Source organism: Waltera sp., from assembly GCF_046969025.1.
Lineage (GTDB): Bacteria > Bacillota > Clostridia > Lachnospirales > Lachnospiraceae > Acetatifactor > Acetatifactor acetigignens.
The window spans coordinates 80,700-105,600 of sequence record NZ_JBKVQF010000003.1 but is presented as its reverse complement, the minus strand read 5'-3'; the positions used below and the strand labels follow the sequence as shown (position 1 = coordinate 105,600).

Annotated in this window: 24 protein-coding genes and 1 pseudogene; 17 read left to right on the top strand and 8 right to left on the bottom strand. The window is 47.7% G+C overall.

Annotated elements, in window-relative coordinates:
- Window positions 1-140 precede the first annotated feature (140 nt).
- Window positions 141-1,040: an AraC family transcriptional regulator gene (locus ACLTOH_RS02380; RefSeq protein ID WP_412223240.1), complete on the top strand. Its 900-nt coding sequence runs from the start codon at window positions 141-143 to the stop codon at window positions 1,038-1,040.
- Between the two features lie 30 nt (window positions 1,041-1,070).
- Window positions 1,071-2,231 (top strand): annotated as a pseudogene (ltrA, locus tag ACLTOH_RS02375) (group II intron reverse transcriptase/maturase); the annotation flags it as partial.
- Between the two features lie 140 nt (window positions 2,232-2,371).
- On the opposite strand, the gene ACLTOH_RS02370 reads toward ltrA, so the two are convergent.
- From ACLTOH_RS02370 to ACLTOH_RS02355, 4 genes are all read right to left on the bottom strand, one after another.
- Window positions 2,372-3,787 (bottom strand): IS1182 family transposase, encoded by a 1,416-nt coding sequence (locus ACLTOH_RS02370; RefSeq protein ID WP_021922233.1) that lies wholly within the window; start codon window positions 3,785-3,787, stop codon window positions 2,372-2,374.
- 128 nt (window positions 3,788-3,915) lie between these two features.
- Window positions 3,916-4,344: an aspartate carbamoyltransferase regulatory subunit gene (locus ACLTOH_RS02365; RefSeq protein ID WP_117465826.1), complete on the bottom strand. Its 429-nt coding sequence runs from the start codon at window positions 4,342-4,344 to the stop codon at window positions 3,916-3,918.
- Window positions 4,345-4,435: 91 nt separating this feature from the next.
- A complete protein-coding gene (gene pyrB, locus ACLTOH_RS02360) occupies window positions 4,436-5,347 on the bottom strand; it encodes an aspartate carbamoyltransferase (protein WP_176865627.1) in 912 nt (303 codons plus the stop codon).
- Between the two features lie 203 nt (window positions 5,348-5,550).
- Window positions 5,551-6,090 carry a nitroreductase family protein gene (locus ACLTOH_RS02355; protein WP_412223239.1) on the bottom strand — a complete coding sequence of 180 codons (540 nt, stop codon included), beginning with the start codon at window positions 6,088-6,090 and terminating at the stop codon, window positions 5,551-5,553.
- Between the two features lie 248 nt (window positions 6,091-6,338).
- Between ACLTOH_RS02355 and ACLTOH_RS02350 the strand changes: the two genes are divergently transcribed.
- The gene (locus tag ACLTOH_RS02350) at window positions 6,339-6,719 is read left to right on the top strand and encodes a PH domain-containing protein (protein ID WP_227062444.1); all 381 of its coding nucleotides are present in this window, start codon (window positions 6,339-6,341) and stop codon (window positions 6,717-6,719) included.
- An 89-nt stretch (window positions 6,720-6,808) separates the two neighbouring features.
- A complete protein-coding gene (locus tag ACLTOH_RS02345; RefSeq protein WP_412223238.1) occupies window positions 6,809-8,182 on the top strand; it encodes an MATE family efflux transporter in 1,374 nt (457 codons plus the stop codon).
- 14 nt (window positions 8,183-8,196) lie between these two features.
- Here the strand turns inward: ACLTOH_RS02345 and ACLTOH_RS02340 are convergent, their stop codons facing one another.
- Entirely contained in the window at window positions 8,197-8,619 is a 423-nt protein-coding gene (locus ACLTOH_RS02340; protein WP_412223237.1) for a putative ABC transporter permease, read from the bottom strand.
- A gap of 47 nt (window positions 8,620-8,666) precedes the next feature.
- On the opposite strand from ACLTOH_RS02340, the gene ACLTOH_RS02335 reads away from it, so the two are divergent.
- The 5 genes from ACLTOH_RS02335 to folK all read left to right on the top strand — a co-directional run bounded on the left by ACLTOH_RS02335 (window position 8,667) and on the right by folK (window position 12,886).
- On the top strand, window positions 8,667-9,983 hold the full coding sequence (locus tag ACLTOH_RS02335; protein ID WP_412223236.1) for a bifunctional folylpolyglutamate synthase/dihydrofolate synthase: 1,317 nt from the start codon (window positions 8,667-8,669) through the stop codon (window positions 9,981-9,983).
- A 2-nt stretch (window positions 9,984-9,985) separates the two neighbouring features.
- A complete protein-coding gene (gene folE, locus ACLTOH_RS02330; protein ID WP_118539072.1) occupies window positions 9,986-10,543 on the top strand; it encodes a GTP cyclohydrolase I FolE in 558 nt (185 codons plus the stop codon).
- Window positions 10,544-10,552: 9 nt separating this feature from the next.
- The gene (locus ACLTOH_RS02325; protein ID WP_412223234.1) at window positions 10,553-11,083 is read left to right on the top strand and encodes an HD domain-containing protein; all 531 of its coding nucleotides are present in this window, start codon (window positions 10,553-10,555) and stop codon (window positions 11,081-11,083) included.
- Between the two features lie 93 nt (window positions 11,084-11,176).
- A complete protein-coding gene (gene folP / locus ACLTOH_RS02320; RefSeq protein ID WP_227733740.1) occupies window positions 11,177-11,989 on the top strand; it encodes a dihydropteroate synthase in 813 nt (270 codons plus the stop codon).
- A gap of 39 nt (window positions 11,990-12,028) precedes the next feature.
- The gene (folK, locus tag ACLTOH_RS02315) at window positions 12,029-12,886 is read left to right on the top strand and encodes a 2-amino-4-hydroxy-6-hydroxymethyldihydropteridine diphosphokinase (protein ID WP_412223233.1); all 858 of its coding nucleotides are present in this window, start codon (window positions 12,029-12,031) and stop codon (window positions 12,884-12,886) included.
- Here the strand turns inward: folK and ACLTOH_RS02310 are convergent.
- Window positions 12,864-13,361, bottom strand: a complete 498-nt coding sequence (locus tag ACLTOH_RS02310) for a Gx transporter family protein (protein WP_117465832.1) — start codon at window positions 13,359-13,361, stop codon at window positions 12,864-12,866. The two genes, folK and ACLTOH_RS02310, sit on opposite strands and share 23 nt — an antisense overlap.
- A 90-nt stretch (window positions 13,362-13,451) precedes the next feature.
- Complete coding sequence (locus tag ACLTOH_RS02305) at window positions 13,452-13,880, bottom strand: NusG domain II-containing protein (protein ID WP_117465833.1); 429 nt, start codon at window positions 13,878-13,880, stop codon at window positions 13,452-13,454.
- Between the two features lie 54 nt (window positions 13,881-13,934).
- Between ACLTOH_RS02305 and ACLTOH_RS02300 the strand changes: the two genes are divergently transcribed.
- Together ACLTOH_RS02300 and ACLTOH_RS02295 are read left to right on the top strand one after the other, a co-directional pair.
- On the top strand, window positions 13,935-15,026 hold the full coding sequence (locus ACLTOH_RS02300; RefSeq protein ID WP_412221997.1) for an FAD:protein FMN transferase: 1,092 nt from the start codon (window positions 13,935-13,937) through the stop codon (window positions 15,024-15,026).
- A 91-nt stretch (window positions 15,027-15,117) separates the two neighbouring features.
- A complete protein-coding gene (locus ACLTOH_RS02295) occupies window positions 15,118-15,468 on the top strand; it encodes an ArsR/SmtB family transcription factor (protein WP_022154707.1) in 351 nt (116 codons plus the stop codon).
- A gap of 228 nt (window positions 15,469-15,696) precedes the next feature.
- Here ACLTOH_RS02295 and ACLTOH_RS02290 read toward each other — a convergent pair whose 3' ends face one another.
- Entirely contained in the window at window positions 15,697-16,722 is a 1,026-nt protein-coding gene (locus ACLTOH_RS02290) for a DUF5050 domain-containing protein (RefSeq protein WP_412223231.1), read from the bottom strand.
- A gap of 308 nt (window positions 16,723-17,030) precedes the next feature.
- Between ACLTOH_RS02290 and pheA the strand changes: the two genes are divergently transcribed.
- The 6 genes from pheA to ACLTOH_RS02260 all read left to right on the top strand — a co-directional run bounded on the left by pheA (window position 17,031) and on the right by ACLTOH_RS02260 (window position 24,573).
- The gene (gene pheA / locus ACLTOH_RS02285; protein ID WP_412223230.1) at window positions 17,031-18,155 is read left to right on the top strand and encodes a prephenate dehydratase; all 1,125 of its coding nucleotides are present in this window, start codon (window positions 17,031-17,033) and stop codon (window positions 18,153-18,155) included.
- 145 nt (window positions 18,156-18,300) lie between these two features.
- On the top strand, window positions 18,301-19,587 hold the full coding sequence (locus tag ACLTOH_RS02280) for an ATP-binding protein (RefSeq protein ID WP_262594182.1): 1,287 nt from the start codon (window positions 18,301-18,303) through the stop codon (window positions 19,585-19,587).
- A gap of 8 nt (window positions 19,588-19,595) precedes the next feature.
- Window positions 19,596-21,146: an exopolyphosphatase gene (locus ACLTOH_RS02275; RefSeq protein WP_412222000.1), complete on the top strand. Its 1,551-nt coding sequence runs from the start codon at window positions 19,596-19,598 to the stop codon at window positions 21,144-21,146.
- An 18-nt stretch (window positions 21,147-21,164) separates the two neighbouring features.
- Window positions 21,165-23,291, top strand: coding sequence for an RNA degradosome polyphosphate kinase (locus tag ACLTOH_RS02270; RefSeq protein ID WP_262594179.1), 2,127 nt, complete (start codon window positions 21,165-21,167; stop codon window positions 23,289-23,291).
- The gene (locus ACLTOH_RS02265) at window positions 23,284-23,910 is read left to right on the top strand and encodes a Maf family protein (RefSeq protein WP_412223229.1); all 627 of its coding nucleotides are present in this window, start codon (window positions 23,284-23,286) and stop codon (window positions 23,908-23,910) included. Before ACLTOH_RS02270 ends, ACLTOH_RS02265 begins: the two co-directional genes overlap by 8 nt.
- Before the next feature lie 9 nt (window positions 23,911-23,919).
- Window positions 23,920-24,573, top strand: a complete 654-nt coding sequence (locus ACLTOH_RS02260; RefSeq protein ID WP_412223227.1) for an HAD family hydrolase — start codon at window positions 23,920-23,922, stop codon at window positions 24,571-24,573.
- Window positions 24,574-24,901 lie beyond the last annotated feature (328 nt).

The window sequence follows — 24,901 nt, the reverse complement described above, 5'->3', positions numbered from 1 at the left end:
TCCAGTATTGTATGATACTGTTATTATATTCCATAAATAGGTATATATCTTGCACAATATTGGCACATTATTATACAATTCTGCTATACCATAAAATATTATGCCATTACCGCACCAGAAAGGATAACACACATTTTTCCATGACACCTTATACAAAACCCCTACCGGAACAGAAAGAAAATACAAAACATGGAGAGCAGCTGTTCCCATTACAGAAATACATTACAAAACTTTATCCAGAAGACACTACCGTGACAGCACATTGGCATGAGGAGGCGGAATTTACCAAAATAACAAAAGGTGCATGTCGTTATCAAATCCATCTTGAAACTTACGATGTAGAAAAGGGTGATTTTATCTTTATTCCTCCCGCGGTACTGCACTCCATTATTAATGACAGGTTGCCTGAAATGGAATCAGATACATATGTGTTCCACATGAATTTTCTTGGAGTGGGAGCCTCGGATGTGTGTGCCATTCAATACCTGATGCCCATTACAAACAGAAAACTCATTCCTCCTGTTGTTATCAGAAGAACTCATCCAATCTACACGCAGATATCTTCGATTTATAACGAAATATGTAAGCATGATAAGGAAAAACAACCCGGATATGAACTCTGGTTGAAATCTTTGTTGCTTAGTCTGCTCGCAGTTCTTATACCGTATTGCAAAGAGGAGTCTGACAGTTTTGCTCTGCAGAACCAGCACATCGAGAAACTAAAAGAAGTTCTACGCTATATTTCAGATCACTATATGGACGAATTATCCATTGAAGAATTAGCGAGTATCTGTTGCTTTAGTCAGTCCTATTTTATTCATTTTTTTAAAAAGTATGTGGGCATGTCCTGTATTGAATATATCAACAATGTTCGCCTTGAACAGGCTGCCTTGCAACTAGAATCAAACACAGACACTACTCTGGATGTGTCCCTGGCGGTTGGTTTTCGCAATCTTTCCTATTTTCACAGAGCTTTTAAGAAAAAATATGGTATGACTCCGGGAAAATTTGTTCAGGAAAACAACGCAGGTTTCCGCTAAAGTCCTCTGTGATATATTTACCCTAAAACATATCTAAAGGAGCATCAACAAGAGATAACCGACCGCATTTATTGCGGAAAGTATACTCCGTCTCCAGTAAGACGAGCCACGATTCCCAAACCAGATGGTGGTGTGCGAAAGCTTGGTATACCAACAGTGGTAGACCGTACACTCCAACAGGCAATAACCCAACAGTTAGTGCCAATCTATGAACCACTGTTTGCAGAGGGTAGCTATGGCTATCGTCCGAACAGAAGTGCAAAAGATGCAATACTTAAGATTAAGGAGTATGCAGAACAAGGCTATACATTTGCTGTAGTCCTTGACTTGTCAAAGTACTTCGATACTCTTAATCACGAAATTCTCATCAATCTTCTCCGAAAGAATGTAAAAGATGAACGTGTAGTACAGTTGATAAAGCGCTATCTGAAAAGCGGTGTAATGGAAAACGGAGTAGTCATTGACACAGAGGAAGGCTCACCACAAGGTGGAAATCTATCACCATTGCTGGCAAATGTCTACCTCAATGAGTTCGACCAAGAATTCCTGAAAAGAGATGTCCCATGTATAAGATATGCCGATGACATCGTGCTTCTTGCAAAGAGCAAGCGGGCATCAGAGAGACTCTTGGAAAGCAGTACAAAATATCTTGAGGAGAGGCTGAAACTTACAGTCAACCGAGAAAAGAGCCGTACTGTCAGCGTGTTTGCAATCCGAAATTTTAAATTCCTTGGCTTTGCATTGGGAAGGAACGGAAAAGGCATTTATGTCCGAGTTCATCCGAAGTCATGGAAGAAGTTTAAGTCTAGACTGAAGGAGTTATCTTCCCGTAAGCGATGTCAGTCAATCAAGCCAAACCTTGAGAAAATCAAGGTGTATGCGAGGGGATGGCTTAACTACTACGGAATTGCAAGTATGAAGAACAACATAGATGAAATCAACGGATGGCTCTATCACAGAATACGTATGTGTATATGGAAACAGTGGAAGAAACCAAGGACGAAGGTACGTAACCTTATCAAGATGGGAGTACCAGAAGCCTTGGCAATGCAAGCGGGAAATACCCGACGTGGACATTGATTCGCAACGCATACAGTCGCAGTGAACATGGCAATGACAAAAGAAAGACTGATAAACAGTGGCTTTTATGACTTAGCCACAGCCTATCAGTCTGTGCACGTCAACTATTGAAACCGCCGTGTACCGAACGGTACGCCAGACTGTCTAACGATTCGAAAATCCAGTCTGATGTACGGTATTTTTATCTTCGATTTTTTTAATATCATTTTTATCTTTGTTTTTCACATGAATTACATATGTTCCTCTCCTTGCTACATCACACTTTCTTCAAACTTCGTTACTAATTCTTCTGTTGAAAACATGCTTAATAATCGCTTAAAGTTATAAGCGATAAACATAGATGCAGCTTCTGCGTCAACATTCTCTTGTCTGCGTCGAAGAAAGAAACTATATCCGAGACTTCTTTTTATAGTCCCAAATGGATGCTCCACGATACATCTTCTCTGTTTATAAACCTCGTTATTATTTAGTGTTTCATTATACACAGTTTCAAGAACATCTTCATATACCCAACGCTGTATCGTTCTTCCAGATGAAGAAGTAGTGCAGTCTTTTTTATATTTGCATGAATTGCAGTCTGTACACTTATATTTGCGATACTTCATACCATTCTTCGAAGTATTTTCAAAAAATCGCAATCTATCTCCTGCCGGGCATGTATATTCATCAGTTTCACCATTATATATAAACTTTTCTTTGCGAAATTCATTATCCTTTGTAGCATTATTCGCTTTAGCTTTTTTTATAAAGACATTCATTCCAGCATCAACACAGTTTTTTATCTCCGTTCCGTTATAATAACCTGTATCTGCCAGAACTGTAGAGGACTCTTTTTCTAAAAGTTCGGATGCTTTTTGTGCCATAGTGTAAAGCTGGTTTTGGTCATTTATATCATTAGTCGTCGAAATATCTACAACAAAATGATTCTTTGCATCTACAACAGACTGTACATTGTAGCAGATATCCAATGAACCGTTATTTTTCATCCTTCTTGAATCAGGATCTGTCAAACTCTTTTGTTCCAGTCCTTCATCTTTTAATTCATGTTTTTGTGTAAGATACTGTTCTTTTAGCTCTTGATATGTTTTTAGTTTATCTGTAAGGTCATCTGCCAGCGCTTCATCTTTAACGATTGCCATAAGATATGCATTTATCTGAGCTTCCGCATATTCGATTTTTTTATCTAAACCGCTTTGCGTAATACAATTATGCTTGCTGTTTTGAGCACGGATCTTAGTTCCATCAATAACAATCAGTTCTCCATCAATGAGCCCCCAACCTTTGAGAATAAGGGTAAGATTTCGTAATGTATTGTGAAACGCAGCCTTATTCTTCTGAACAAAACCTGCAATAGTACCATGATCAGGTGTTATGCAGTTTATAAGCCACATTAATTCCAGGTTGCGTTTTGCTTCCGTTTCCAATGCTCTGCTAGAACGAATCTTATTTAAATAGCCATAGATATGAAGTTTTAATAAATCAGATCGGCGATAAGGTGATTGTCCTCGATTCCTACCACTATACTCTATAAAACCTAGATTTTCTAAATTTAAGGATTCTACATAAGAATCTATTACTCGGACAGAATTATCCTTACTTATTAAGTCATCTAATGAAGTGGTTACCATTCTTGTTTGATATCTATCTGCGCCAACAATATATGCCATAACGAATCCCCCTACGATACTGTATTTGGTAGTTTTATTATAATATTTTTCTTAATCGTTAGACAGTCTGACGCACGGTGGTGTGAGAGGACGGCGGTTAGTCACCGCCTCCTACTCGATTATGAATCTTAGCTTTCGCTGTATTTCTCTTCGCAGTATTTGCAGCGGTAGATCTCTTTTTTCTCATCGGAGAGGACAAATACGTGGGGCAGTCCCTGCTCGATGGAAGTGATGCATCTGGGGTTGCGGCATTTGATGACGTTCTTGATCTGTTTGGGAAGTACCAGTTCTTTCTTCTCTACGATCTCACCGTTTTTGATGACGTTGACGGTGATGTTGTGGTCGATGAATGCCAGTACATCCAGATCCAGCATATCGATATCACATTCTACTTTCAGAATGTCTTTTTTGCCCATTTTTCCGCTACGGGCGTTTTTGATGATAGCAACGGTGCAGTCTAACTTATCCAGCTGAAGGTGCTCATAGATCGAGAGACTTTTTCCGGCTTTGATATGATCGAGGACGAAGCCCTCTTCGATTTTTCCTACATTTAACATAGTAATCTCCATTCTGCAGGCACAGAGTGCTGCGTATGTTAACTTTAATATACGAATTCATAAGATAATTTTGCGGTCAGATACCGGAAAATTATGCCAGACCCAGCAAAGTCAGGATCAGAGCCATACGGACATAGACACCGAACTGTGCCTGCTTGAAATAGGCGGCTCTGGGATCGTCATCGATCTCCACGGAAATCTCATTGACTCTGGGAAGGGGATGCAGCACCAGCATATCGGGCTTCGCCAGTTCCATTTTTTCCGGGGTCAGTACATAGAAATCTTTCAAGCGGACGTAATCCTCTTCGTTGAAGAAACGTTCCTTCTGTACACGGGTCATATATAAGAGATCAAGCTCCGGCATCACGTCTTCGAGACGGATAACTTCCTGGAAAGGAATGCCTTTCTCGCGGAGCATGTCGGTGACATAATCAGGGATCTTCAGCTCTTCGGGAGAGATGAAAATGAATTTGATGCCTTCGTAGCGCACCAGTGCGTTGATCAGGGAGTGTACGGTACGACCGAATTTCAGGTCACCGCACAGACCGATGGTAAAATTATTCAGATCGCCGTGGAGGCTGCGGATGGTCTGTAGGTCCGTCAGGGTCTGGGTGGGATGCTGATGGCCGCCGTCACCGGCATTGATCACAGGGATCAGGGATTTCTCTGCAGCTACCATGGGAGCACCTTCCTTGGGATGGCGCATAGCACAGATGTCCGCATAGCAGGAGATGATGCGGATGGTATCGGATACACTTTCTCCCTTAGAAGCAGAAGAGGAAGCCGCATCGGAGAAGCCGATGACTCTGCCGCCTAAACGGGTCATGGCGGATTCAAAGCTTAAGCGTGTGCGGGTGCTGGGCTCGTAGAAGCAGGTGGCGAGGATCTTGCCGTCGCATTTGTGGGCGTATTTGGCGGGATCCTTCTCAATGTCGTCTGCCAGAGCGAACAGCTTGTCCAGTTCCTCAACAGAGAAGTCAAGTGGGTTCATCAAGTGTCTCATTTTTTCATTTCCTCGTTTCTGCGCTGCTATTTTCGACACAGTGACCGTACGGAATAGGAGAATCCGTGTTCACTTGTGTATGCGACATCATAAGAATACAGCGCTTTTCTTATGATGCGGGTAGAAACAGGGACCGCAGGAAGCAGACAGCTCATACCCTGACCAGAAAAAAGTCGAAGAGGAAAAACTCTTCGACTTTAAAATTACTGTTGATAAGATAACAGATCCGTTACGGGTTTCCGTTTGGGAGCAACGGGTGCTTCTGCGGGATAACCGATGGGGATCAGTGCGATCAGGTCCTGATTTTCAGGAATCTCAAGGAGATCAGCAGCTTCCTGCTGATCGAAAATACCCATGATCACGGTGCCAAGGCCCTGCTCGTAAGCAGCCAGGCAAAAGGCTTCGCTGGCAACACCGGCATCGAACATCTGCCATGCATCGCCTCTTTGGGTAGTGAAGGAGCCGTCTCTCTCGAAACCGCTTCTGCCCTTGATCACGGTTACTGCAACGACCATGGGAGCGTTCTCCATGATCTTGCCATTACCCGGGAAGGAGGAAGTACATGCTGCCAGTTTCGCTTTCTTTTCGCCTTCCACAGCGATATAACGAACGATTTGCGTATGCTTCCAGCTGGGAGCATAAGAAGCTGTCTCTACGATCTGAGCCAGAAGCTCATGAGATACCGGCTGATCCGTATACTGACGGATACTTCTGCGGCCTGTGATACATTCTTTTGCGGTCATTGTTTATCCTCCTGTTTTTTTGCATTTGTAATATAATAGCATTTCTGAAGGGTAGAATCAAGCAGGAAAGAGTGAAAAAATATAGAAAATTTGTGTGGATATGACAGAAAGGTTTTGCATTCCCGGATAGGATATCATATAATGAGGCAAAGAGAACTATATCGATGAAGCCGGTTGTGTAAAAGACGGTTCTACTGTACGTTACAGCGGCTGTGGAATACCGGACCAGGCAATAAAAGGAGGGCACTATGTCAGTAGAATTTGTGGAAAAGAAGCGCTGGTTATTTTTAGGATTACCTTTTACTTTTACCAGGTATGTGATCAAAGAGGATATGATCACTGTGGATACGGGTGTGTTCACCAAGGTGGAGAATGACTGCTATATGTACAAGGTACAGGATGTGGAGCATACGGCAAGTATCTGGGAGAGAATGGTAGGACTTGGCACCATTGTCTGTTATACCGGTGATACCACTCATCCCAAACTGTTGATTGAGCATATCCGCAACTCCAAAGCGATCAAGGAGTTTATTTTGAAGGAGTCGGAAGAAGCCAGATTGAAGCGCAGAACCGTGAACATGCTGGATATCGGTTCCGGAGAGGTTGAGGATATTGACGATTTACAGTAATATTGAGAAACAAGTATACATGTGTAAAGTATACATGTGTATAAGAGACGGGGCCTTCCGGGACCCTGTTTTTTCGGGAGAAGAGATTTATGGAACTTGATATGACGAAGGGCAGCCCTTCCAAGCTGATTACAAAATTTATCATTCCTATTATCATAGGTAATATTTTCCAACAGTTATACAGTATGGTGGATACCATTATCGTGGGTCGGTTCGTAGGTGTGGATGCATTGGCGGCAGTAGGAGCCACCGGGTCGGTAAGCTTCCTGATCCTGGGATTTACCCAGGGACTGACCACCGGATTTACTGTGCTGACGGCACAACGCTTCGGAGCAGGGGACCGGGAAGGTATGCGTAAAAGTATCGGAAGCGCTGCCATCCTGTCGGTGATCGTGACGATCGTGATGACCGCAGTCAGTATGGCCGGCATGGACAGCCTGCTTCGGGTGATGAATACTCCGGAAGATATTTTCGATATGACGAAGGAATACATTATGATCATCTGTGCGGGAATTGCCTGCAATGTATTGTATAACCTGCTGTCCAGTATCCTGCGTGCCATCGGCAACAGTGTGGTGCCGTTAGTATTGCTGGTGATCGCTTCGGTGACGAATATTGTCCTGGACTATGTACTGATCGTTTACGGTCATATGGGAGTGGGCGGTGCAGCTTATGCTACCATCATTTCTCAGGGATTATCCGGTGTACTGTGTCTGATTTATATTATTAAGAGCGTACCTACACTGCATATCCGTCCGGAGCATTGCAGACTGGAAAGCCAGTGTGTGAAAAATCAACTGACCGTGGGAATTCCCATGGCACTGCAGTTTTCCATTACAGCTATCGGTACTATTCTGGTACAGGCAGCACTGAATCTGCTGGGTTCTACCGTGGTGGCATCTTATTCGGTGTCCTGCAAGGTGGAACAGCTGGTAACACAGCCCTTTGCTGCAATGGGTGTGACTATGGCAACTTATTGTGCGCAGAACCGCGGCATCAATGATCTGGACCGGATCCGTAAGGGCGTGAAAGCTGCCAATATCATGTCCGGTGTCTATGCGGTGCTTGTCTACGGACTGGTATATATAGCACTTCCTTATATTGTACCGCTGTTCATCTCCGAACAGGTTGAGATGGTATGTGGATATGCCAGAACGTATATTACGATCTGCGGCATGTTCTTCATTCCGCTGGGAATGATATTTATCTTCCGAAATGCGCTGCAGGGCTGTGGCTTCGGCTTCATGCCCATGATGGGCGGTGTGGTGGAATTGTTGAGCCGTGGTATCGTGGCTTTTGCGGCAGCGCATCTGATGAGTTATGTGGGTGTGTGCTTTGCCAATGCCTCAGCCTGGCTGACCGCAGGTATTTTCCTCTGGATCGCTTATCATTTCCTCATGAAGAAGATGGTGAGGGACAAAAAGGGCCATGAGGAACGGATGCTGGCAGAAGCAATGCAGTAATGCTGTAAAACGGCTCAGGGCAGGATTTTTTCAAAAAACAGTCCTGCCAGGAACCACCAGGGGGCATAGTCCAGCCGGATGATCCGGTGGATGTGGAAACGGCTTTTACCGTAATCCCAGGGGCAGAGACCATGCTTCCACAATAGGCGCCCACTGAGATATTCCACGGTGAAGATCATTGCCATATAGAACAGCCCGCGCCCGGGACGACTGATGTGCAGGTGCTCAAAAAGCCGTTTGAAGGGTGCAAGCAGGCAGGCGGAGCCGTAGATGGGGAACATCCACAGAGAAGTATTACCGGTAAGACGCAGATCCCTGCGCCGGAGGGAGTGCAGCGCTGTGAACAGGATCTCTATGCACCAGCCACACAGTCCGCACAGGAGAAAGCTCCTGCCGAAGGTTTTCAAAGAGTTTGCGATGGATTTTGTCATTTTCATGGACATAGTATATGAAATTTTCAGTGTATGATACGGGAGAGACTGCTATGAACTATCAGGAAGCAATGAAATATATGGAAAAAGTGGGAACCTACGGCATTGTTCCGGGGCTGGACAGCATCAGAGAGCTGTGCAGAAGGCTGGGAGATCCGCAGAACGACCTGAAATTCGTACATATTGCGGGAACCAACGGAAAAGGTTCCACACTTGCCTATATTTCCAATATCTTACAGGCTGCCGGATACCGTGTGGGAAAATATATATCACCTGTTATTATTGATTATTGTGAAAAAATCCAGATCGGAAAGCAGAAGATCACCCATAAGGATCTGTGCGATGGTCTGGAAATCATCCGGGAGCATTGCGAGGCAATGGTGCAGGACGGGTTCCATCATCCCACGCCTTTTGAGATCGAGACGGCGCTGGCTTTTTGGTATTTCCGGAAGAAACAGTGCGATATCGTCGTGCTGGAGACCGGCATGGGCGGCAGAGAGGATGCCACGAATCTGATCACCACCACACAGGTGGCGGTACTGGCATCCATCGGTATGGATCACATGAAGTTCTTGGGTAGCAGTCTGGAGGAGATCGCAGCACATAAGGCCGGAATCTGTAAGCCGGGATGTCAGGTGGTCTCCATGCGGCAAAAGGAAGCGGCACAAAAGGTTGTGGAGCAGACGGCGGCAGAGCTTGGCTGCATGCTGACCATCGCAGATGTGGCAAATGCAAAGCATGTGAAATACGGACTGAAAAAGCAGACCTTCGATTATGGAAATTATAAAAAGCTGGAGATCACCCTTGCGGGGAAATTCCAGGTAGCAAATGCTGTGCTGGCGGTAGAAGCGGTGCAGGCTCTGGGGAAATGCGGTTATGAGATCAAAGAGACTGCCATTCGGAAAGGCCTGAAGGAGACTGTCTGGAACGGAAGGCTGCAAATACTGGAAGAACACCCGTTATTTATAGTGGACGGCGCGCATAACGAGGATGCAGCCGCAAAACTTGCGGATTCCATAGAATTCTATTTTACAAACAAAAGAATTATCTATATAATGGGAATGTTAAAGGACAAGGAAGTGGACCGCGTGATCGCGCTGACGGAGAAGTATGCGGATCAGATTCTCACGGTGACACCTCCGGACAATCCCAGAGCCATGCATGCTTATGATCTGGCAACGGAGGTGGCAAAGGTACACCCCAATGTGACGGCGGTGGACAGCCTGGAAGAGGCAGTGGAGCTTAGTCACCTGCTGGCAGGACGGGATGATGTGATATTGTGCTTCGGCTCTCTCTCTTATCTGGGAAGAATCCTGAAGCTCATGGAGAAGAGACAGACAGCAGGGAATAAACAGAAAGCGAGGCGGTGAAAATGGTAGATCAGAAGAAAGTACAGGAAGCAATAAAGCTTTTACTGGAAGGAATCGGGGAAGATACCGATAGAGAAGGACTGAAGGAGACACCGGAGCGGATCGGCAGGATGTATGAAGAGATCTGCGGCGGTATGGATCAGGATGCGGGAGAGCATCTGTCGAAGGTCTTCTCTGTAGACAATAACGAGATGGTACTGGAGAAGGATATTACCTTCTATTCTATGTGCGAGCATCATCTGATGCCTTTTTACGGCAAAGCTCATGTTGCGTATATCCCCGATGGCAAGGTTGTGGGTCTGAGTAAGCTTGCCAGGACTGTGGAGGTATATGCCAGAAGATTACAGATCCAGGAGCGGATGACGGCGCAGATCGCTGATGATATCATGAAATATCTGGCGCCTCAGGGAGTTATGGTAATGTTGGAAGCAGAGCATATGTGCATGACCATGCGCGGAATCAAAAAGCCCGGCAGCCAGACCGTTACCATGGTGACAAGGGGAGTCTTTGCGGAGAATAAGGAATTGCAGGACAGATTTTTACAGCTGGTGAACCGGTAGACATTATGGATGCGGACGAAAGCTGCAAAGAGACCGGGACGGAATGGTGAGACTTTGATGGATAGAATTGATAAAATATTAAATCATGATTTGTTTTTATACCATTTAGGACAAAATAATGCGGCAGAAGCAGACAGACGCTTCTGCCGTCATGGTATGGCGCATTTTCTGGATGTGGCCCGGATCGGGACGATCATAGCTCTGGAGGAAGGACTGAAACTGGACTGGGAGTGGATCTATGCGGCGGCATTGCTCCATGATTGCGGGAAGCATGAACAGTACGAGAACGGCACGCCTCATGAGCAGGCCAGTGTCCGGATCGCACCGGAGATCCTTAAGGACTGTGGATTTGACGATAAAGAAACGGATGTTATTGTAACTGCAATCTCACGGCACAGAGATCCCGAGGCCGCGAAAGAGAAGAACCTAAACGGCGTTCTTTACCGGGCGGACAAGGCAAGCCGTGCCTGCTTCGCCTGCGATGCGGAGAAGGATTGCAACTGGAAAGACGGCAAGAAGAACCTGACGATCAGGTACTGAGTGCAACAGGCTGAACCGAGAAATTCGCAAAGCTGTACCCGGTAGGGGAACATATCCGGACAAAAAATAATACAAACATGAGGGAGAAAACAAATGAAGATTGGCAACAGAGAGTTTCAGACCAAAGGACATACTTATGTAATGGGGATCCTGAATGTGACCCCGGATTCTTTTTCCGACGGAGGAAAGTGGAATGACAGAGACCGGGCATTGAAGCATGTGGAAGAAATGATCGCTGAGGGGATGGATATTGTGGACATCGGCGGAGAGTCCACGCGTCTGGGTTATACCCTGCTATCTGACGAGGAGGAGATTGCCAGAGTCGTACCCATGATCGAGGCTGTGAAGGCAAATTTTGATATTCCCATTTCCCTGGACACCTACAAAAGCGGTGTGGCAGAGGCGGGGATCCGCGCGGGAGCGGATCTCATCAACGATATCTGGGGATTGAAATACGACAGACACATGGCGGAAGTCATTGCAAAGAGCGGCCTGCCCTGCTGTCTGATGCACAATCGCAAAGAGGCGGACTATCAGGATTTCATGCAGGATGTGGCGGCAGATCTGGCAGACACGATCCATCTGGCGGAAGCGGCAGGCATTGCGGATGAGAAGATCATTCTGGATCCCGGCGTGGGGTTCGGCAAGACCTACGAGAACAATCTGGAGATCATCAACTGTCTGGAAGAACTGAATATGTTCGGCTATCCCCTGCTGTTGGGATGCAGCCGCAAGTCGGTCATCGGGCTGACACTGGATCTGCCGGTGACGGAGAGAGTGGAGGGAACGCTGGTGACTACCATGTTCGGCGTCCAGAAGGGATGTATGTTTGTCCGGGTGCATGATGTGAAAGAAAATGTCCGCACCATTAAAATGTGTGAAGCTATTTTAAACAGCAGCAACTGATATTTTGCGAAGAAGCGTTGGGAAAGGCGGAGTCGGCAAATGAAAAAAGGCACTTATGAGGACCAGATCCGTATCGAAGAATTGGAAGTATACGCGCATCACGGCGTATATCCGGAAGAAAATGAAAAAGGACAGCATTTTTATGTGAATGCCACGTTGTATACGAATACCCGTCCGGCAGGACTGGCGGATGACTTAAGTCTCTCCACCAATTACGGAGAGGTCTGCCAGTTTATCACGGAGTTCATGCAACAGCATACTTTTCAATTGATCGAAACGGTGGCGGAGCGGACTGCTTACGAAGTATTACAGCAGTTTCCACTGGTACAGGGACTGGATCTGGAGATCCGCAAGCCTGAGGCTCCGATTCCGTTACCCTTTGGCAGTGTATCTGTGGCAATTCACAGGGAATGGCATGAAGCCTATATTGCCGTGGGTTCCAATATGGGAGACAGCAGAGAACATATCGCGCGGGCACTGGCACAGCTTAAGAATAGTAAAAATATCAGAGTAGAAAAGGTATCGGAGCTTTTGGAGACATTGCCTTACGGCGGTGTGGAACAGGAGAATTTTGTAAACGGAATGTTTGAGATCCGGACATTGCTGACACCGGAAGAACTGTTGCGGGAACTGCATAAGATCGAGGCATCGGAAGGACGGGAACGGAAGATCCACTGGGGCCCCCGGACACTGGATCTGGATATTATTTTCTATGATGACTTGATCTACAGCTCCGAGGATCTGGTGATCCCGCATGTAGATATGGAGAACCGTTATTTTGTACTGAAGCCATTAAGTGAGCTGGCACCGAATTTCCGTCATCCCATTACTCACAAGACCGTAGCACAGATGCTGGCGGAGCTTCCCGTGGATCTCACGGAAGGAAGCGAAGCGTAAAGCGGGCACAGAGACCAATGAACAAACCGGTCACCAGACCGCTGAGAAGCAAAAACGGCAGATAGACAAGCACGGCGGGAACGGAAGTCAGTAAAAACGCAACACCAATCTGCCCCAGATTGTGAAAAACAGCACCTGTCATGCTTGCGAGGAACAGGTAATTCCCATGCAACAGCAGCTTCACAAGCAACATGGCAAACAGGCAGAGTATACCGCCGGACAGGCTGTACAGGAGACTCATGGCCTGCCCGAAGAACATGGTCGCTAAAAGGATCCGCACCAGAAGCACGAAAAAGGCGTCTTTTGCGGAATATTTCCATAGAACAACAAGCGTTATTATATTGGAAAGCCCCAGCTTGATGCCCGGGATCGGGACAATGGGGGGCAGAGCACTTTCCACGGCATACAGCGCAAGTGCAATGGCCGCCAGCAGAGAAAGCGTCGTCAGTTTTCTGGTAGTTACAGGTGGTTTCATAAAAATCTCCGTGTTTTCGTAATTCGTAAATGGTCCGGTGGTTTGGTACCGTGCATTTTGGTACGCTGTGCAGGCAAAAATGGTATTCTGTCAATAGGTCACGCCGTCCGGAACCGGTGCAGTGTCATCCGGAACGGAAACCTCTTCTCTGACCCGGATCACCAGCCGATTGGGCAGACAGGTGATGGGGAGCAGGGAGGTGCTGATAAATCCCTGATGCACGCAGATCTGATCCGGACAGGACGCAGAGACGATGGCAATGCTGCCCGGACGGACACAGACGGTATTCGTGGCACCGGCATTCCCGGAGACCTCAAAGGTATATTCGGCGGTCACCGTATCCAGACGGATGGTCTGCAATAATTCGCCGTTCTGATAGAGATCGGCATAGAGAGCCTGACCGTTTTCTACGGAACTGTGCGAGACTACATAGATCCGCACTACGCAAAGGACAGCTATTACAAGCAGAGCGGTGGTAAGGAGAACTGCTTTTTTTCGATCATTCATGGAAAGATTCATAGGAATAAGGAACTCCTTTCTGATGAGAACAGTATAGCAAAAGGAATGAAAAAAATGAAGAAGTATTTGAAAACGCCCCGGGTGTTGCGGCGGGCAACGTTACTGGCAATGCTCCCGGTGTTTTTTCTGGCGGGATGCGGGCAGAAAACGGAATGCGAAAAAAGCATAGATACCGCCATGGGAACCGTGATCTCCCAGACCGTTTATGTTACCGGAAATTCCGCAACCACAACAAATAGTAAAATAAATGAGAAAATAACAGATGTTCTTTTACAAAAACTAAACGATCTGGAACAAAAAGAACTTTCCTGGAGACTGGAAAGTGCGGAAGTGGCGCGGATCAATGCAGCCGCTGGAGAAGGGCAGAACTCCGTATCTCCTGCGATGGCTGAGTGGCTGGGAAGATGCCGGCAGATCTCAGAGGAGAGTGCCGGGGCCTTTGATGTCAGTATCGGCCGGCTCAGTCGTCTGTGGGACATTGATACCTGGGCGGCTGCCGGAGATTCCGGGGATTATGAACTGCCGAGGCAGGAAGAGATCGCGGAGGCTCTTGCCACCACAGGCTGGCAGAAAATTCAGTTGGAACAACAGGCGGACGGGGATTCGGTGAGCATTCCCGCAGAAATGCAGTTGGATCTGGGAGCTGTGGGAAAAGGTGTGGCGCTGGATGAGATCCTTAAGACACTGGAAGCGCATCCGGAGGTAAGTGGTGCCGTGATTTCCGTGGGCGGCAGCATCCTGACTTACGGAAGCAAGCCGGAGGGCGGAGCCTGGCAGATCGCAGTGACAGATCCGCTGGATCCTTCGGAAAGTGTGGGCGTGCTGACACTGGACGGAGGGCACTGTGTATCCACATCGGGAGATTATGAACGCTATGTGGAAGTGGATGGTGTCAGATATCATCACATACTGGATCCGCGGACCGGATCACCGGCCCACAGTGATGTGGCGGGGGTCACCATCGTGACGAAGGACGGATTCTTAAGTGATGCCCTGTCTACGGCCTGCTTTGTACTGGGACAGGAGGAAGGCCAGCAACTTCTGGAAAAGTATGATGCGGAAGGATTGTTCATCGACCATGAGGGAACGATCACCATGACAGAGGGCATGCGGCAATATTTTCATTTGTCGAATTCGCAGAAATAGTGTATAGTAAATATAGTTAACCGTAGATAACAGTCAGTGCAGAAAACCTCTGTTGAGAGAGGGATCACAGAGTAAATAATGGAGAAATAAAATGGAAGAGAAGAACAGTTATCTTTCCGCAGATCCGGAAACCATCCGGCAGATTGATGAGAAGATGCCGCCGGAGGAGGAGTTACAGGATCTGGCAGAATTTTTTAAAGTATTTGGAGATGCTACAAGACTGAAGATCTTGTCGGTGCTGCTGTGCTCCGAAATGTGTGTGTATGACATAGCCACTCTGCTTGGTATGTCACAGTCTGCCATTTCCCATCAGTTACGGGTATTGAAGCAGATGGATCTGGTGAAGAACCGCAGAGACGGCAAGACGATCTTTTATGCACTGGCGGATGACCATATCATCACGATTCTGAATCAGGGCCTGAACCATATCGAGGAAGGTTAAAATCAATTTGCAACGGGAACGAAAAATAAGAGCCGCAGGCGGAATGTCTGCGGCTCTTGCTATGTTAGTATTCTGTAACTATTCAGAGCAGTATTCGCAAAATCGCATCTTCGATGCTTTCTTTTTGCTCATACAAGCTGCTTCGCCAAAGAAATATGAGCGGATGCTCTTACAAATGCAAGCATTCGACGAACATCCGCTCATATTTCATGGCTCTGAATCGTTACATTATTTTTTCATAGCATCCAGCGCGGCCTGTCTGGCTGCGTCAAATCCGCTGTAGCTCTGACTGCCTAATGGAGAGTGATACCAGGAAGAGTCATCTCCGAACATCTGGAAATAGACATACTGGGATGTCATATTGATGGCAGTATAATTGCCTTCGGCAATGACCCAGGAGTCGCTTCCGTCATCCCGCATGCATTTCAGGCAGGCTTCTTCGCCGTTCACCTGATAGTACACATAACCGTAACCCACATTGAAGCAGTCGATCCGTTCGTTGGTCAGGACTTCGATCTCATTCCGGGACAGGGAGTAACGACACAGGCGGTAATCATTTTCCACATCCATATAGTAGACATAATCTCCCTGTACGATGGGATACCACAGATTGCCGTCCCATACGGTGGAAACTCCGTCCGTTGCGGTATTCATGGCATAGAGATAGTGGTTGTCCTGCGTACCGTTGTAATAAATGGTGCCGTTTACGGCGCTGGCGGGATTGATCTCGAAGTTGGCAAGTTCCGTCTTGTCAGACTTGTCGATCTTCATACGGTAAAATAAAGGCCCGTTATCATCCACGGTCATAATATAGAGGTTGCTTCCCATCAGCTGGGCGGTGGAAATGGGATCTCTGGTAAGTCCTGTGACGTCGCTGCCGTTTAGCTTACAGCGGTTGAAGGAACGCACAGTTCGCAGAGCACCGATCCCGGCATCCCCGGAAGCTCCGGTCTGATAATAGTAGAGGAATTTACCGCCAGCCAGGATATTTTGTACGGAGGCATTTCCAAGTTTTTTGATATTCTGCTCCGAAGGATCCATGGAGTACAGGGTGTCGCTGTCATAGACATTGGCAAAATACACTTTTCCATCATACTCGCAGAAGTAGCCGGAATTGTTCAGATTTCCGGCGGTGTTCCCCACGGTCTCCGGGGGATTGTCAGGGATCCGGTCTCCCACGATGGCAAATGCACCGATGATGATCACGAACAGAAGAAAAGGAATCAGAATCAATAAGGCTTTTTTATCTTTCATAAGCAATCCCTCTTTATGTAAAATGAAATGTAAAGTTTTTGTAATATCTAATATTATACCTCGGTTCTTGCTTGCTAACAAGAAAAAAGTGAGATAGAATGTAACTATTCAGAGCCAAAGGGCGAAGTAACCACTATGAGCAAATAACATGCAAGCATGTTATTCAGAAAAGCCTCGCAGAGGCGGTTTTGCGAATGTGGTTCTGAATAGTTACATTTGGAGTCAGCGGATTCCGAATGTTTGAGAATTGCGGGAGCTGCTTTGCAGCGGAGCAATTCGTGGATATCAGTTAAGTTAAGGAGAACAGCATGGATTTATCACAGTTAAGACAACAGATCGACACCATTGACCGGCAGATCGTGGATCTCTATGAGAAGCGCATGGATGTCAGCAGACAGGTGGCGGAATATAAAATAGAGACCGGCAAAAAAGTATTTGACAAACAGAGAGAGCAGGAGAAGATCGCCGGAGTTAAGGCACTGACCCATAATGATTTCAACAGCCACGGCGTGGAAGAACTGTTTGAACAGATCATGTCCATGAGCCGGAAGCTTCAGTACCAGCTGTTAGCCGCCCACGGAAGTGAAGGAAGGCTTCCTTTTATCGGCGTGGAAGAACTGGAAACCGACTGTGCCAGAGTGGTCTACCAGGGAGCGGAGGGATCTTATTCCCAGGCTGCCATGCACAGATTTTTCGGGGAAAATGTCAATGCCTTCCATGTGGAAACTTTCCGGGATGCCATGAGTGCTATTGATGAAGGCAGTGCGGATTTCGCAGTACTTCCCATTGAGAATTCCACCGCCGGAATCGTGAATGAGATCTATGATCTGCTGGTAGAATTCGAGAATTATATCGTGGGAGAGCAGGTGATCCCCATCGAACACTGCCTGCTGGCACTGCCCGGCACGAAGATGGAAGAGATCAAAAGAGTCTATTCCCATCCCCAGTCCCTGATGCAGAGCGCCAGATATCTCTCCGAGCATGACTGGCAGCAGATCAGCATGCAGAACAACGCTTTCGCAGCACTGAAGGTGGCAAAGGACAAGGATCAGACCCAGGCGGCCATCGCCAGCGAATATGCGGGCCAGACCTACGGACTGGAGATTCTGGAAAAAGGGATCAACGATTCCGACAGCAACTCCACCCGTTTCATCATTGTGACGAACCAGAAGATCTTCCGCAAAAATGCCAACAAGATCAGCCTGTGTCTGGAAATCCCCCATGAGAGCGGATCCCTGTACCACATTCTGTCCCATTTTATCTACAACAATCTGAACATGACCAAGATCGAGAGCCGCCCGATCCCCGAGAGGAACTGGGAGTACCGCTTCTTTATTGATTTCGAAGGCAATCTTGCGGACAGCGCGGTGAAAAACGCACTGCGGGGACTCAGAGAAGAAGCCCGCAGCATGAAGATACTGGGCAATTATTAAGCATAACAACTATTCAGAAACCCATTCGCAAAACCGCCTCTGCGAGGCTTACTTAAATAACATGCCTGCATGTTATTTGCTCATGTGGTTACTTCGCCCATTGGCTCTGAATAGTTAAAACATATAAAACAAGAAGGTTAGACATATGAGAGAAAAAGAACTGATCGTATACCGTGATTTCGAGGACGGAGAACTGCTGTATGACATGGCGTTCCTCATGTCCCATTACGATGACGAATATTACAACATGGAAGATATGGCGGCACTGTTTTACGAGTGCATTCATGATTTGATCGATCTGGCAGGCAATTACGGTTTCCACGGGAATCTGTGGCACTGCTATCTGGCCAATCTCCTGGTGAATAACGAGAACAGCTACAGCTGTGGCTGCGAGATCCGCGGAGAGATCGTCGGTTCCATCAACGATGCGGCACTGCATGACATCCGCATTTTCAAGGAATTCTATGACTTTGATTTTGCCCCCATGATGGAGCAGCTTCATGTGCCGGAATTTTCCATCATTGAAAATTATGCCAGCAGCATGCAGGAGAGCAAGGTGTACAATAAGAGAATTTGTGCCCGCATCTGTGAACTGGCGGAAAAGTTCTGCGCAGACGGAACGGCCGAGGAGATGAAGGCTACACTGACCCAGTTCTATAAGGAATACGGTGTCGGCAAATTCGGCCTGCACAAGTCCTTCCGCATTACCCATGACGAGGAGGGTGTACATATCGTTCCGATTTTGAACATTGCCCATGTGAAACTGGATGATCTGGTAGGTTACGAGCTTCCCAAGAAAAAACTGGTAGACAATACCGAGGCTTTTGTAAACGGTAAAAAGGCCAACAACTGCCTGCTGTTCGGTGATGCGGGAACCGGTAAATCTTCCAGCATCAAAGCCATTGCCAATGAATATTATGACAGGGGCCTGCGTATTATCGAGGTCTACAAGCATCAGTTCCAGGATCTGAACACGGTCATCAGCCAGATCAAGAACCGCAATTACAAATTTATCATTTATATGGATGACCTGAGCTTCGAAGAGTTCGAGATCGAATACAAATACTTAAAGGCTGTCATCGAGGGTGGTCTGGAGAAAAAGCCGGAGAACGTCCTGATCTATGCTACTTCCAACCGCCGCCATCTCATCCGCGAGAACTACAGTGACAAGGAGGAGACCAGAGAGGATATGCACACCAGCGATACCGTACAGGAGAAGCTGTCGCTGGTATACCGTTTCGGCGTGACCATTTATTTCGGTGCTCCCAACAAAAAGGAATTCCAGAATATCGTGAAGACTCTGGCGGAGCGTTATCATGTGGAGATGCCGGAAGAGGAACTTTTACTGGAAGCCAACAAATGGGAACTGTCCCACGGCGGACTGTCCGGAAGAAGTGCCCAGCAGTTCATTGATTACCTGTTAGGAAAGTGAGGAACCTTATGAGTGTAAAAACCTTCGCAGCCATTGATGTGGGCAGCTTTGAACTCACCATGAAAATATTTGATCTCTCCGGGAAAAATACCATGCGGGAGATCGACTGTATCCGCCAGCGGATCGACCTGGGCTCGGACACCTATGCCCACGGGAAGATTAGCAATGAGAAAATAGATGACCTGTGTCATACTTTGAAAGAATTTGCACAGATCATGGAATCCTACAAGGTGACAGCTTACAAAGCCTACGGTACCAGTGCCATCCGGGAGACGCAAAATACCCTGATCCTACAGGATCAGATTGAACAGCGTACCGGCATCCGGGTGGAGACCTTAAGCAACTCCGAACAGCGTTTTCTGGATTACAAGTCTATTGCCTCCAAGGGAGAGACTTTCCGCAGAATCATTGAGGAAAAGACGGCGATCCTGGACATCGGCGGGGGTAGTATCCAGATTTCCCTGTTCGACAAGGATACACTGGTCTCCACACAGAACCTGCGGCTGGGGGTACTGCGGCTGCAGGAACTGCTGAATCATCTGAACGCGGGCAGCACTCAGATGGAGCGTCTGGTGGACGAACTGGCTACGGCACAGCTGGATGATTACAAGAAGCTGTATCTCAAGGACCGCGAGATCAAAAATATCATCATCGTGGACGATTACCTGTCTCCCTGGGCGGTGCGCAAGGCTCACGAGCGGGGAGAAGTCAATGCCGTAGTGGATCGCAAGGCATTTTCCCAGCTGATGGAAGCCCTTCGTACCAAAGGCACCACGGAGCTGGCGAAGCGGATGGATATTGCGGAGGAGAAAGTGCCTCTGGTGTACATCAGTGCCATTCTGACCAGACGAATTGCAGAACTCATGGGCGCGGAACTGGTCTGGGCACCGGGCGTAACACTCTGCGACGGTATCGCCTATGAGTATGCGGAGCAGAACAAAATGTTCCGTGGCGAGCATGATTTTGCGGAGGATATTATCGCTTGCGCACTGAATATCAGCAAGCGCTACAATGGCAGCAGTAAGAGAGCGGATACCCTGGAACATATCACGACCACGATTTTTGACAGTATGAAAAAAGTGCATGGCATGGGGCAGAGAGAACGCCTGTATCTGCGGCTGGCCGCTATTTTGCACGACTGTGGAAAATATATCAGCCTGCTCAATGTCGGCGAGGCTTCCTATGACATCATCATGGCAACGGAAATGATCGGATTGTCCCATATGGAGCGGGAGATCGTGGCTAACGTGGTAAGGTTTAACCACAGCGATTTCGTCTATTATGGGCAGGCACAGGAGCGCCCTATGGGACTGGATAAGGCGAGCTACTTAACGGTTGCCAAACTGACTGCCATCTTACGTCTGGCCAACAGCCTTGACCGCAGCCACAAACAGAAAATGAAAGGTGTCAAGGCCGTTTTACAGGAGAATGAACTGATTCTGAAGGTGGACACCCAGGAAGATATTACGCTGGAAAAGGGATTCTTCCAGACCAGCACGGAATTTTTCAAGGAAGTATACAGCATTACCCCGGTGATCCGGCAGAAAAAGAAATTTTAAGGGAGGCAGCAGGGCAAAATGGAAATCGATTTTAAAGATCCGAAATATTATACCAACCGGGAACTGAGCTGGGTACTGTTCGACTATAGAGTGTTGAACGAGGCCAGAGACAAGAGCATCCCACTGTTCGAACGGTTGAAATTTTTAAGCATCACAGCATCGAACCTGGATGAATTTTTCATGATCCGCGTGGCATCTTTAAAGGATATGGAAAATGCGGGTTATACCAAAAAGGATATTGCCGGCATGACGCCCACAGAGCAGTTAAAGGCGCTGCATGTAGCAATCCATGAACTGGTGGATCTGCAATATTCCACCTATAACCGTTCCTTACTCCCTCTTCTGGAGAAAAACGGTCTGCATATCATCAGAGAGCATGAGCAGCTGACGGCGGAGGAGGCAACGTATGTGGATCAGTATTTTCAGGAAAATGTGTATCCTGTGCTGACCCCCATGGCCGTGGACTCTTCCAGACCGTTCCCTCTGATTCGCAACAAATCTCTGAACATCGGAGCCATGGTGCGGAAGAAAAACAGTGACGAGGAACTGGAATTCGCCACCGTACAGGTGCCCAGTGTCCTGAGCCGTGTGGTACGGATCCCGTCTAAGGGCAAGGCCTGCAAGATCATTCTGTTAGAAGAGATCATTGAGCGGAACATGGATAAGCTGTTTCTGAATTATGATATTGTCTGTGCCCATCCTTTCCGTATCATGCGAAATGCGGATCTGAGCATTGATGAGGATGAGGCGGCAGACCTGTTAAAGGAGATCGAAAAGCAGTTAAAGAAGCGTCAGTGGGGCGAAGCCATCCGCCTGGAAGTGGAAAGCGGCATGGATAAGCGGCTGCTGAAGATCATTAAGAAGGAATTGAACATCGAGCCCGAGAATATTTATGAAATCGACGGACCGTTGGATCTGACTGTATTGATGAAGATCTACGGGCTGGAGGGCTTTGACCATTTAAAGACTCCCAAGTATGAGCCCCAGCAGTCACCGGAGCTTCCCGCAGGCTGCAATATTTTCGAGGAGATCCGTAAGGGAGATATCCTCTTACATCATCCGTTCCAGAGCTTTACGCCAGTGGTGGATTTCATCCGTCAGGCGGCGAGAGATCCGGAAGTACTGGCTATCAAACAGACCTTGTATCGTGTCAGCGGCAATTCTCCCATTATTGCGGCATTGGCTCAGGCCGCCGAGAACGGCAAGCAGGTCACAGTACTGGTGGAACTGAAAGCCCGTTTCGATGAGGAAAATAATATCGTCTGGGCGAGAATGCTGGAAAAGGCAGGCTGTCATGTTATCTATGGACTGGTGGGATTAAAGACTCATTCCAAGATCACACTGGTGGTCCGCAGAGAAGAGGATGGCATCCGCAGATATGTCCATCTGGGTACCGGTAACTATAACGATGCTACGGCGAAGCTGTACACGGATGTGGGTATGCTGACCTGCGCGGAGCGCATCGGCGAGGATGCCACGGCAGTATTCAACATGCTGTCCGGTTATTCTGAGCCACTGTTCTGGAACAAGCTGGCATTGGCACCGTTATGGCTGAAGGATAAGTTCCTGCACCTGATCGAGCGTGAGAAAAATTATGCGCTGGAGGGAAAGAATGCTCATATCATTGCGAAGATGAACTCCCTCTGCGACAAGGATATTATCCGTGCCCTGTATGAAGCAAGTGCGGCCGGCGTGAAGATCGAACTGATCGTCAGAGGTATCTGCTGCCTGAAGGTGGGAATCCCCGGTGTCAGCGAGAATATCAGTGTCCGCTCCATCGTCGGCAATTTCCTGGAGCATAGCCGTATTTTTTATTTTGCAAATGATGACCATTATGAGATCTATTGTGGAAGTGCCGACTGGATGCCCCGTAATCTGGAGCGTCGTGTGGAGATCCTCTTCCCGGTAGATCGCCCGGAGCTGAAGGAAGAGTTATTACATATTCTGAACAGTCAGCTGAAGGATAATGTGAAGGCTTCTATTTTACAGCCGGATGGCAGCTATGAGAAGCAGGACAAGAGAGGAAAGCAGTTGTTCAATTCCCAGGATGCGTTCTGCCTGGAGGCCATTCAAAAAGCAAAGGAGGCTGCGGGAGAATCTGCCATCGAAAGCAGAACTTTTATCCCGGAGACACATCATGAATAAGAAGATCATACTGGCATCCGCCTCCCCCAGGAGACGGGAGCTTCTGACACAGATCGGACTGGATTTCGATGTTGTGGTCAGCGAGACCGAGGAGAAGATCAACTCCACAGAGCCGGCGAAAGTGGTGGAAGAACTGTCAGCGCAGAAGGCGGAAGCGGTGTGGGAGAAGCTTGCGGTAAGTGGTGTCTTTGATCCGGAACAGAAAAGTGGAGAAGCTACGATGACGGACACCCTTGTGCTGGGAGCCGATACTGTGGTCGCCTGCGACGGCAAGATTCTGGGTAAGCCTGCGGATTCGGAAGCTGCGGCAGCCATGCTTACTATGCTGCAGGGCAGAGGACATGAGGTATACACAGGCGTGACGATCCTCTATGAGGAAAACGGTGAGAGGAAGACGCTGACTTTCCATGAGAAGACCACAGTGCATTTTTATCCTATGACCGATGCACAGATCCGGGAATATGTGGCTACCGGGGATCCGATGGACAAGGCGGGAGCCTATGGCATTCAGGGATTTTGTGCACGGTATATCCGCGGCATTGAAGGAGATTACAATAATGTGGTAGGGCTTCCCGTGGGAAGAGTCTATCAGGAACTGCATGGATTGAGATTAGTGTAGGAGAACAGAATGAAGAAAGCAGCAATTTTTGACCTGGACGGAACCTTATCCGATTCTATTATGAGCATGAAATACAGCGGAGACAAGACCATGGCGGAATTCGGCTATGGACCTTTCTCGGTACAGGATTATAAATATTTTGTGGGAGACGGTGCCGCCAATCTGGTAAAGCGGGCACTGATCAAGGGTGGCGATACGGAACTCACCCATTTTGAAGCAGCCTATGCCAGATACAAGGAGATCTTCCAGGCGAACTGTATGTATCAGGTGAAGCCTTATGAAGGAATCCCCAAGCTGCTGGAAGAGTTGAAGAAACGCAGCATGAAGATCGCCGTATTATCCAATAAGCCCCACCATGCCACTGTGGATGTCATCGAGAGCCTGTTTGGTAAGGGCTATTTTGATGTGGTGCAGGGACAGGTGGACGGCGTGCCCATCAAGCCCGATCCCGCCGGAGTCTTCCGCATCTTAGACCAGTTCGGTCTCACCGCAGACGAAGTGCTCTACATGGGAGACACCGCTACAGATATGAAGACCGGCAAGGCGGCAGGTGCCTTCACTGTAGGAGTCCTCTGGGGCTTCCGCAACCGCAAGGAACTGGAAGAAGGCCACGCCGATGCTATTATCGCCCACCCGTTGGAATTGTTGAAGTATTGCGAATAATTGAAAGTTAGTGAAGAAATGCTATCAAATCCCCATAGCCCTTGGCAGGGTATAAGAAACGCGGCACGCTCGTACTTTAGTACGATGCGCTCCTGTCGCAGAGCGTAGCGGTACATAAGCGGTCACAATACGACCGCAATGCGTCCCTTGGGACGCTATGGTACCGACGTCTGCTTACGGCACTGCTTATTCTTATACCCAGCCGGGGCTACTGGTTTTTTTGAAAGCTTTCCAAAACGCAGAACTCCCGGCGTATGCGGTGCCATGTCGAAGATGTTTGTCGGAGGATGTTGATATTTTCTAGAAAAGTGCTGAAAGGCAGGGGGAA

Coding starts and splice junctions, on each gene's coding strand:
- ACLTOH_RS02275 (WP_412222000.1), top strand. CDS start 19,596: ATGAGTGTAAAAACCTTCGCAGCCATTGATGTGGGCAGCTTTGAACTC.
- ACLTOH_RS02380 (WP_412223240.1), top strand. CDS start 141: ATGACACCTTATACAAAACCCCTACCGGAACAGAAAGAAAATACAAAA.
- ACLTOH_RS02265 (WP_412223229.1), top strand. CDS start 23,284: ATGAATAAGAAGATCATACTGGCATCCGCCTCCCCCAGGAGACGGGAG.
- ACLTOH_RS02340 (WP_412223237.1), bottom strand. CDS start 8,619: ATGAAAATGACAAAATCCATCGCAAACTCTTTGAAAACCTTCGGCAGG.
- folP (WP_227733740.1), top strand. CDS start 11,177: ATGAAGATTGGCAACAGAGAGTTTCAGACCAAAGGACATACTTATGTA.
- ACLTOH_RS02355 (WP_412223239.1), bottom strand. CDS start 6,090: ATGACCGCAAAAGAATGTATCACAGGCCGCAGAAGTATCCGTCAGTAT.
- pheA (WP_412223230.1), top strand. CDS start 17,031: ATGGATTTATCACAGTTAAGACAACAGATCGACACCATTGACCGGCAG.
- ACLTOH_RS02290 (WP_412223231.1), bottom strand. CDS start 16,722: ATGAAAGATAAAAAAGCCTTATTGATTCTGATTCCTTTTCTTCTGTTC.
- ACLTOH_RS02325 (WP_412223234.1), top strand. CDS start 10,553: ATGCGGACGAAAGCTGCAAAGAGACCGGGACGGAATGGTGAGACTTTG.
- ACLTOH_RS02335 (WP_412223236.1), top strand. CDS start 8,667: ATGAACTATCAGGAAGCAATGAAATATATGGAAAAAGTGGGAACCTAC.
- ACLTOH_RS02365 (WP_117465826.1), bottom strand. CDS start 4,344: ATGTTAAATGTAGGAAAAATCGAAGAGGGCTTCGTCCTCGATCATATC.
- ACLTOH_RS02260 (WP_412223227.1), top strand. CDS start 23,920: ATGAAGAAAGCAGCAATTTTTGACCTGGACGGAACCTTATCCGATTCT.
- ACLTOH_RS02345 (WP_412223238.1), top strand. CDS start 6,809: ATGGAACTTGATATGACGAAGGGCAGCCCTTCCAAGCTGATTACAAAA.
- ACLTOH_RS02310 (WP_117465832.1), bottom strand. CDS start 13,361: ATGAAACCACCTGTAACTACCAGAAAACTGACGACGCTTTCTCTGCTG.
- folK (WP_412223233.1), top strand. CDS start 12,029: ATGAAAAAAGGCACTTATGAGGACCAGATCCGTATCGAAGAATTGGAA.
- pyrB (WP_176865627.1), bottom strand. CDS start 5,347: ATGAGACACTTGATGAACCCACTTGACTTCTCTGTTGAGGAACTGGAC.
- ACLTOH_RS02370 (WP_021922233.1), bottom strand. CDS start 3,787: ATGGCATATATTGTTGGCGCAGATAGATATCAAACAAGAATGGTAACC.
- ACLTOH_RS02280 (WP_262594182.1), top strand. CDS start 18,301: ATGAGAGAAAAAGAACTGATCGTATACCGTGATTTCGAGGACGGAGAA.
- ACLTOH_RS02305 (WP_117465833.1), bottom strand. CDS start 13,880: ATGAATCTTTCCATGAATGATCGAAAAAAAGCAGTTCTCCTTACCACC.
- ACLTOH_RS02295 (WP_022154707.1), top strand. CDS start 15,118: ATGGAAGAGAAGAACAGTTATCTTTCCGCAGATCCGGAAACCATCCGG.
- folE (WP_118539072.1), top strand. CDS start 9,986: ATGGTAGATCAGAAGAAAGTACAGGAAGCAATAAAGCTTTTACTGGAA.
- ACLTOH_RS02300 (WP_412221997.1), top strand. CDS start 13,935: ATGAAGAAGTATTTGAAAACGCCCCGGGTGTTGCGGCGGGCAACGTTA.
- ACLTOH_RS02350 (WP_227062444.1), top strand. CDS start 6,339: ATGTCAGTAGAATTTGTGGAAAAGAAGCGCTGGTTATTTTTAGGATTA.
- ACLTOH_RS02270 (WP_262594179.1), top strand. CDS start 21,165: ATGGAAATCGATTTTAAAGATCCGAAATATTATACCAACCGGGAACTG.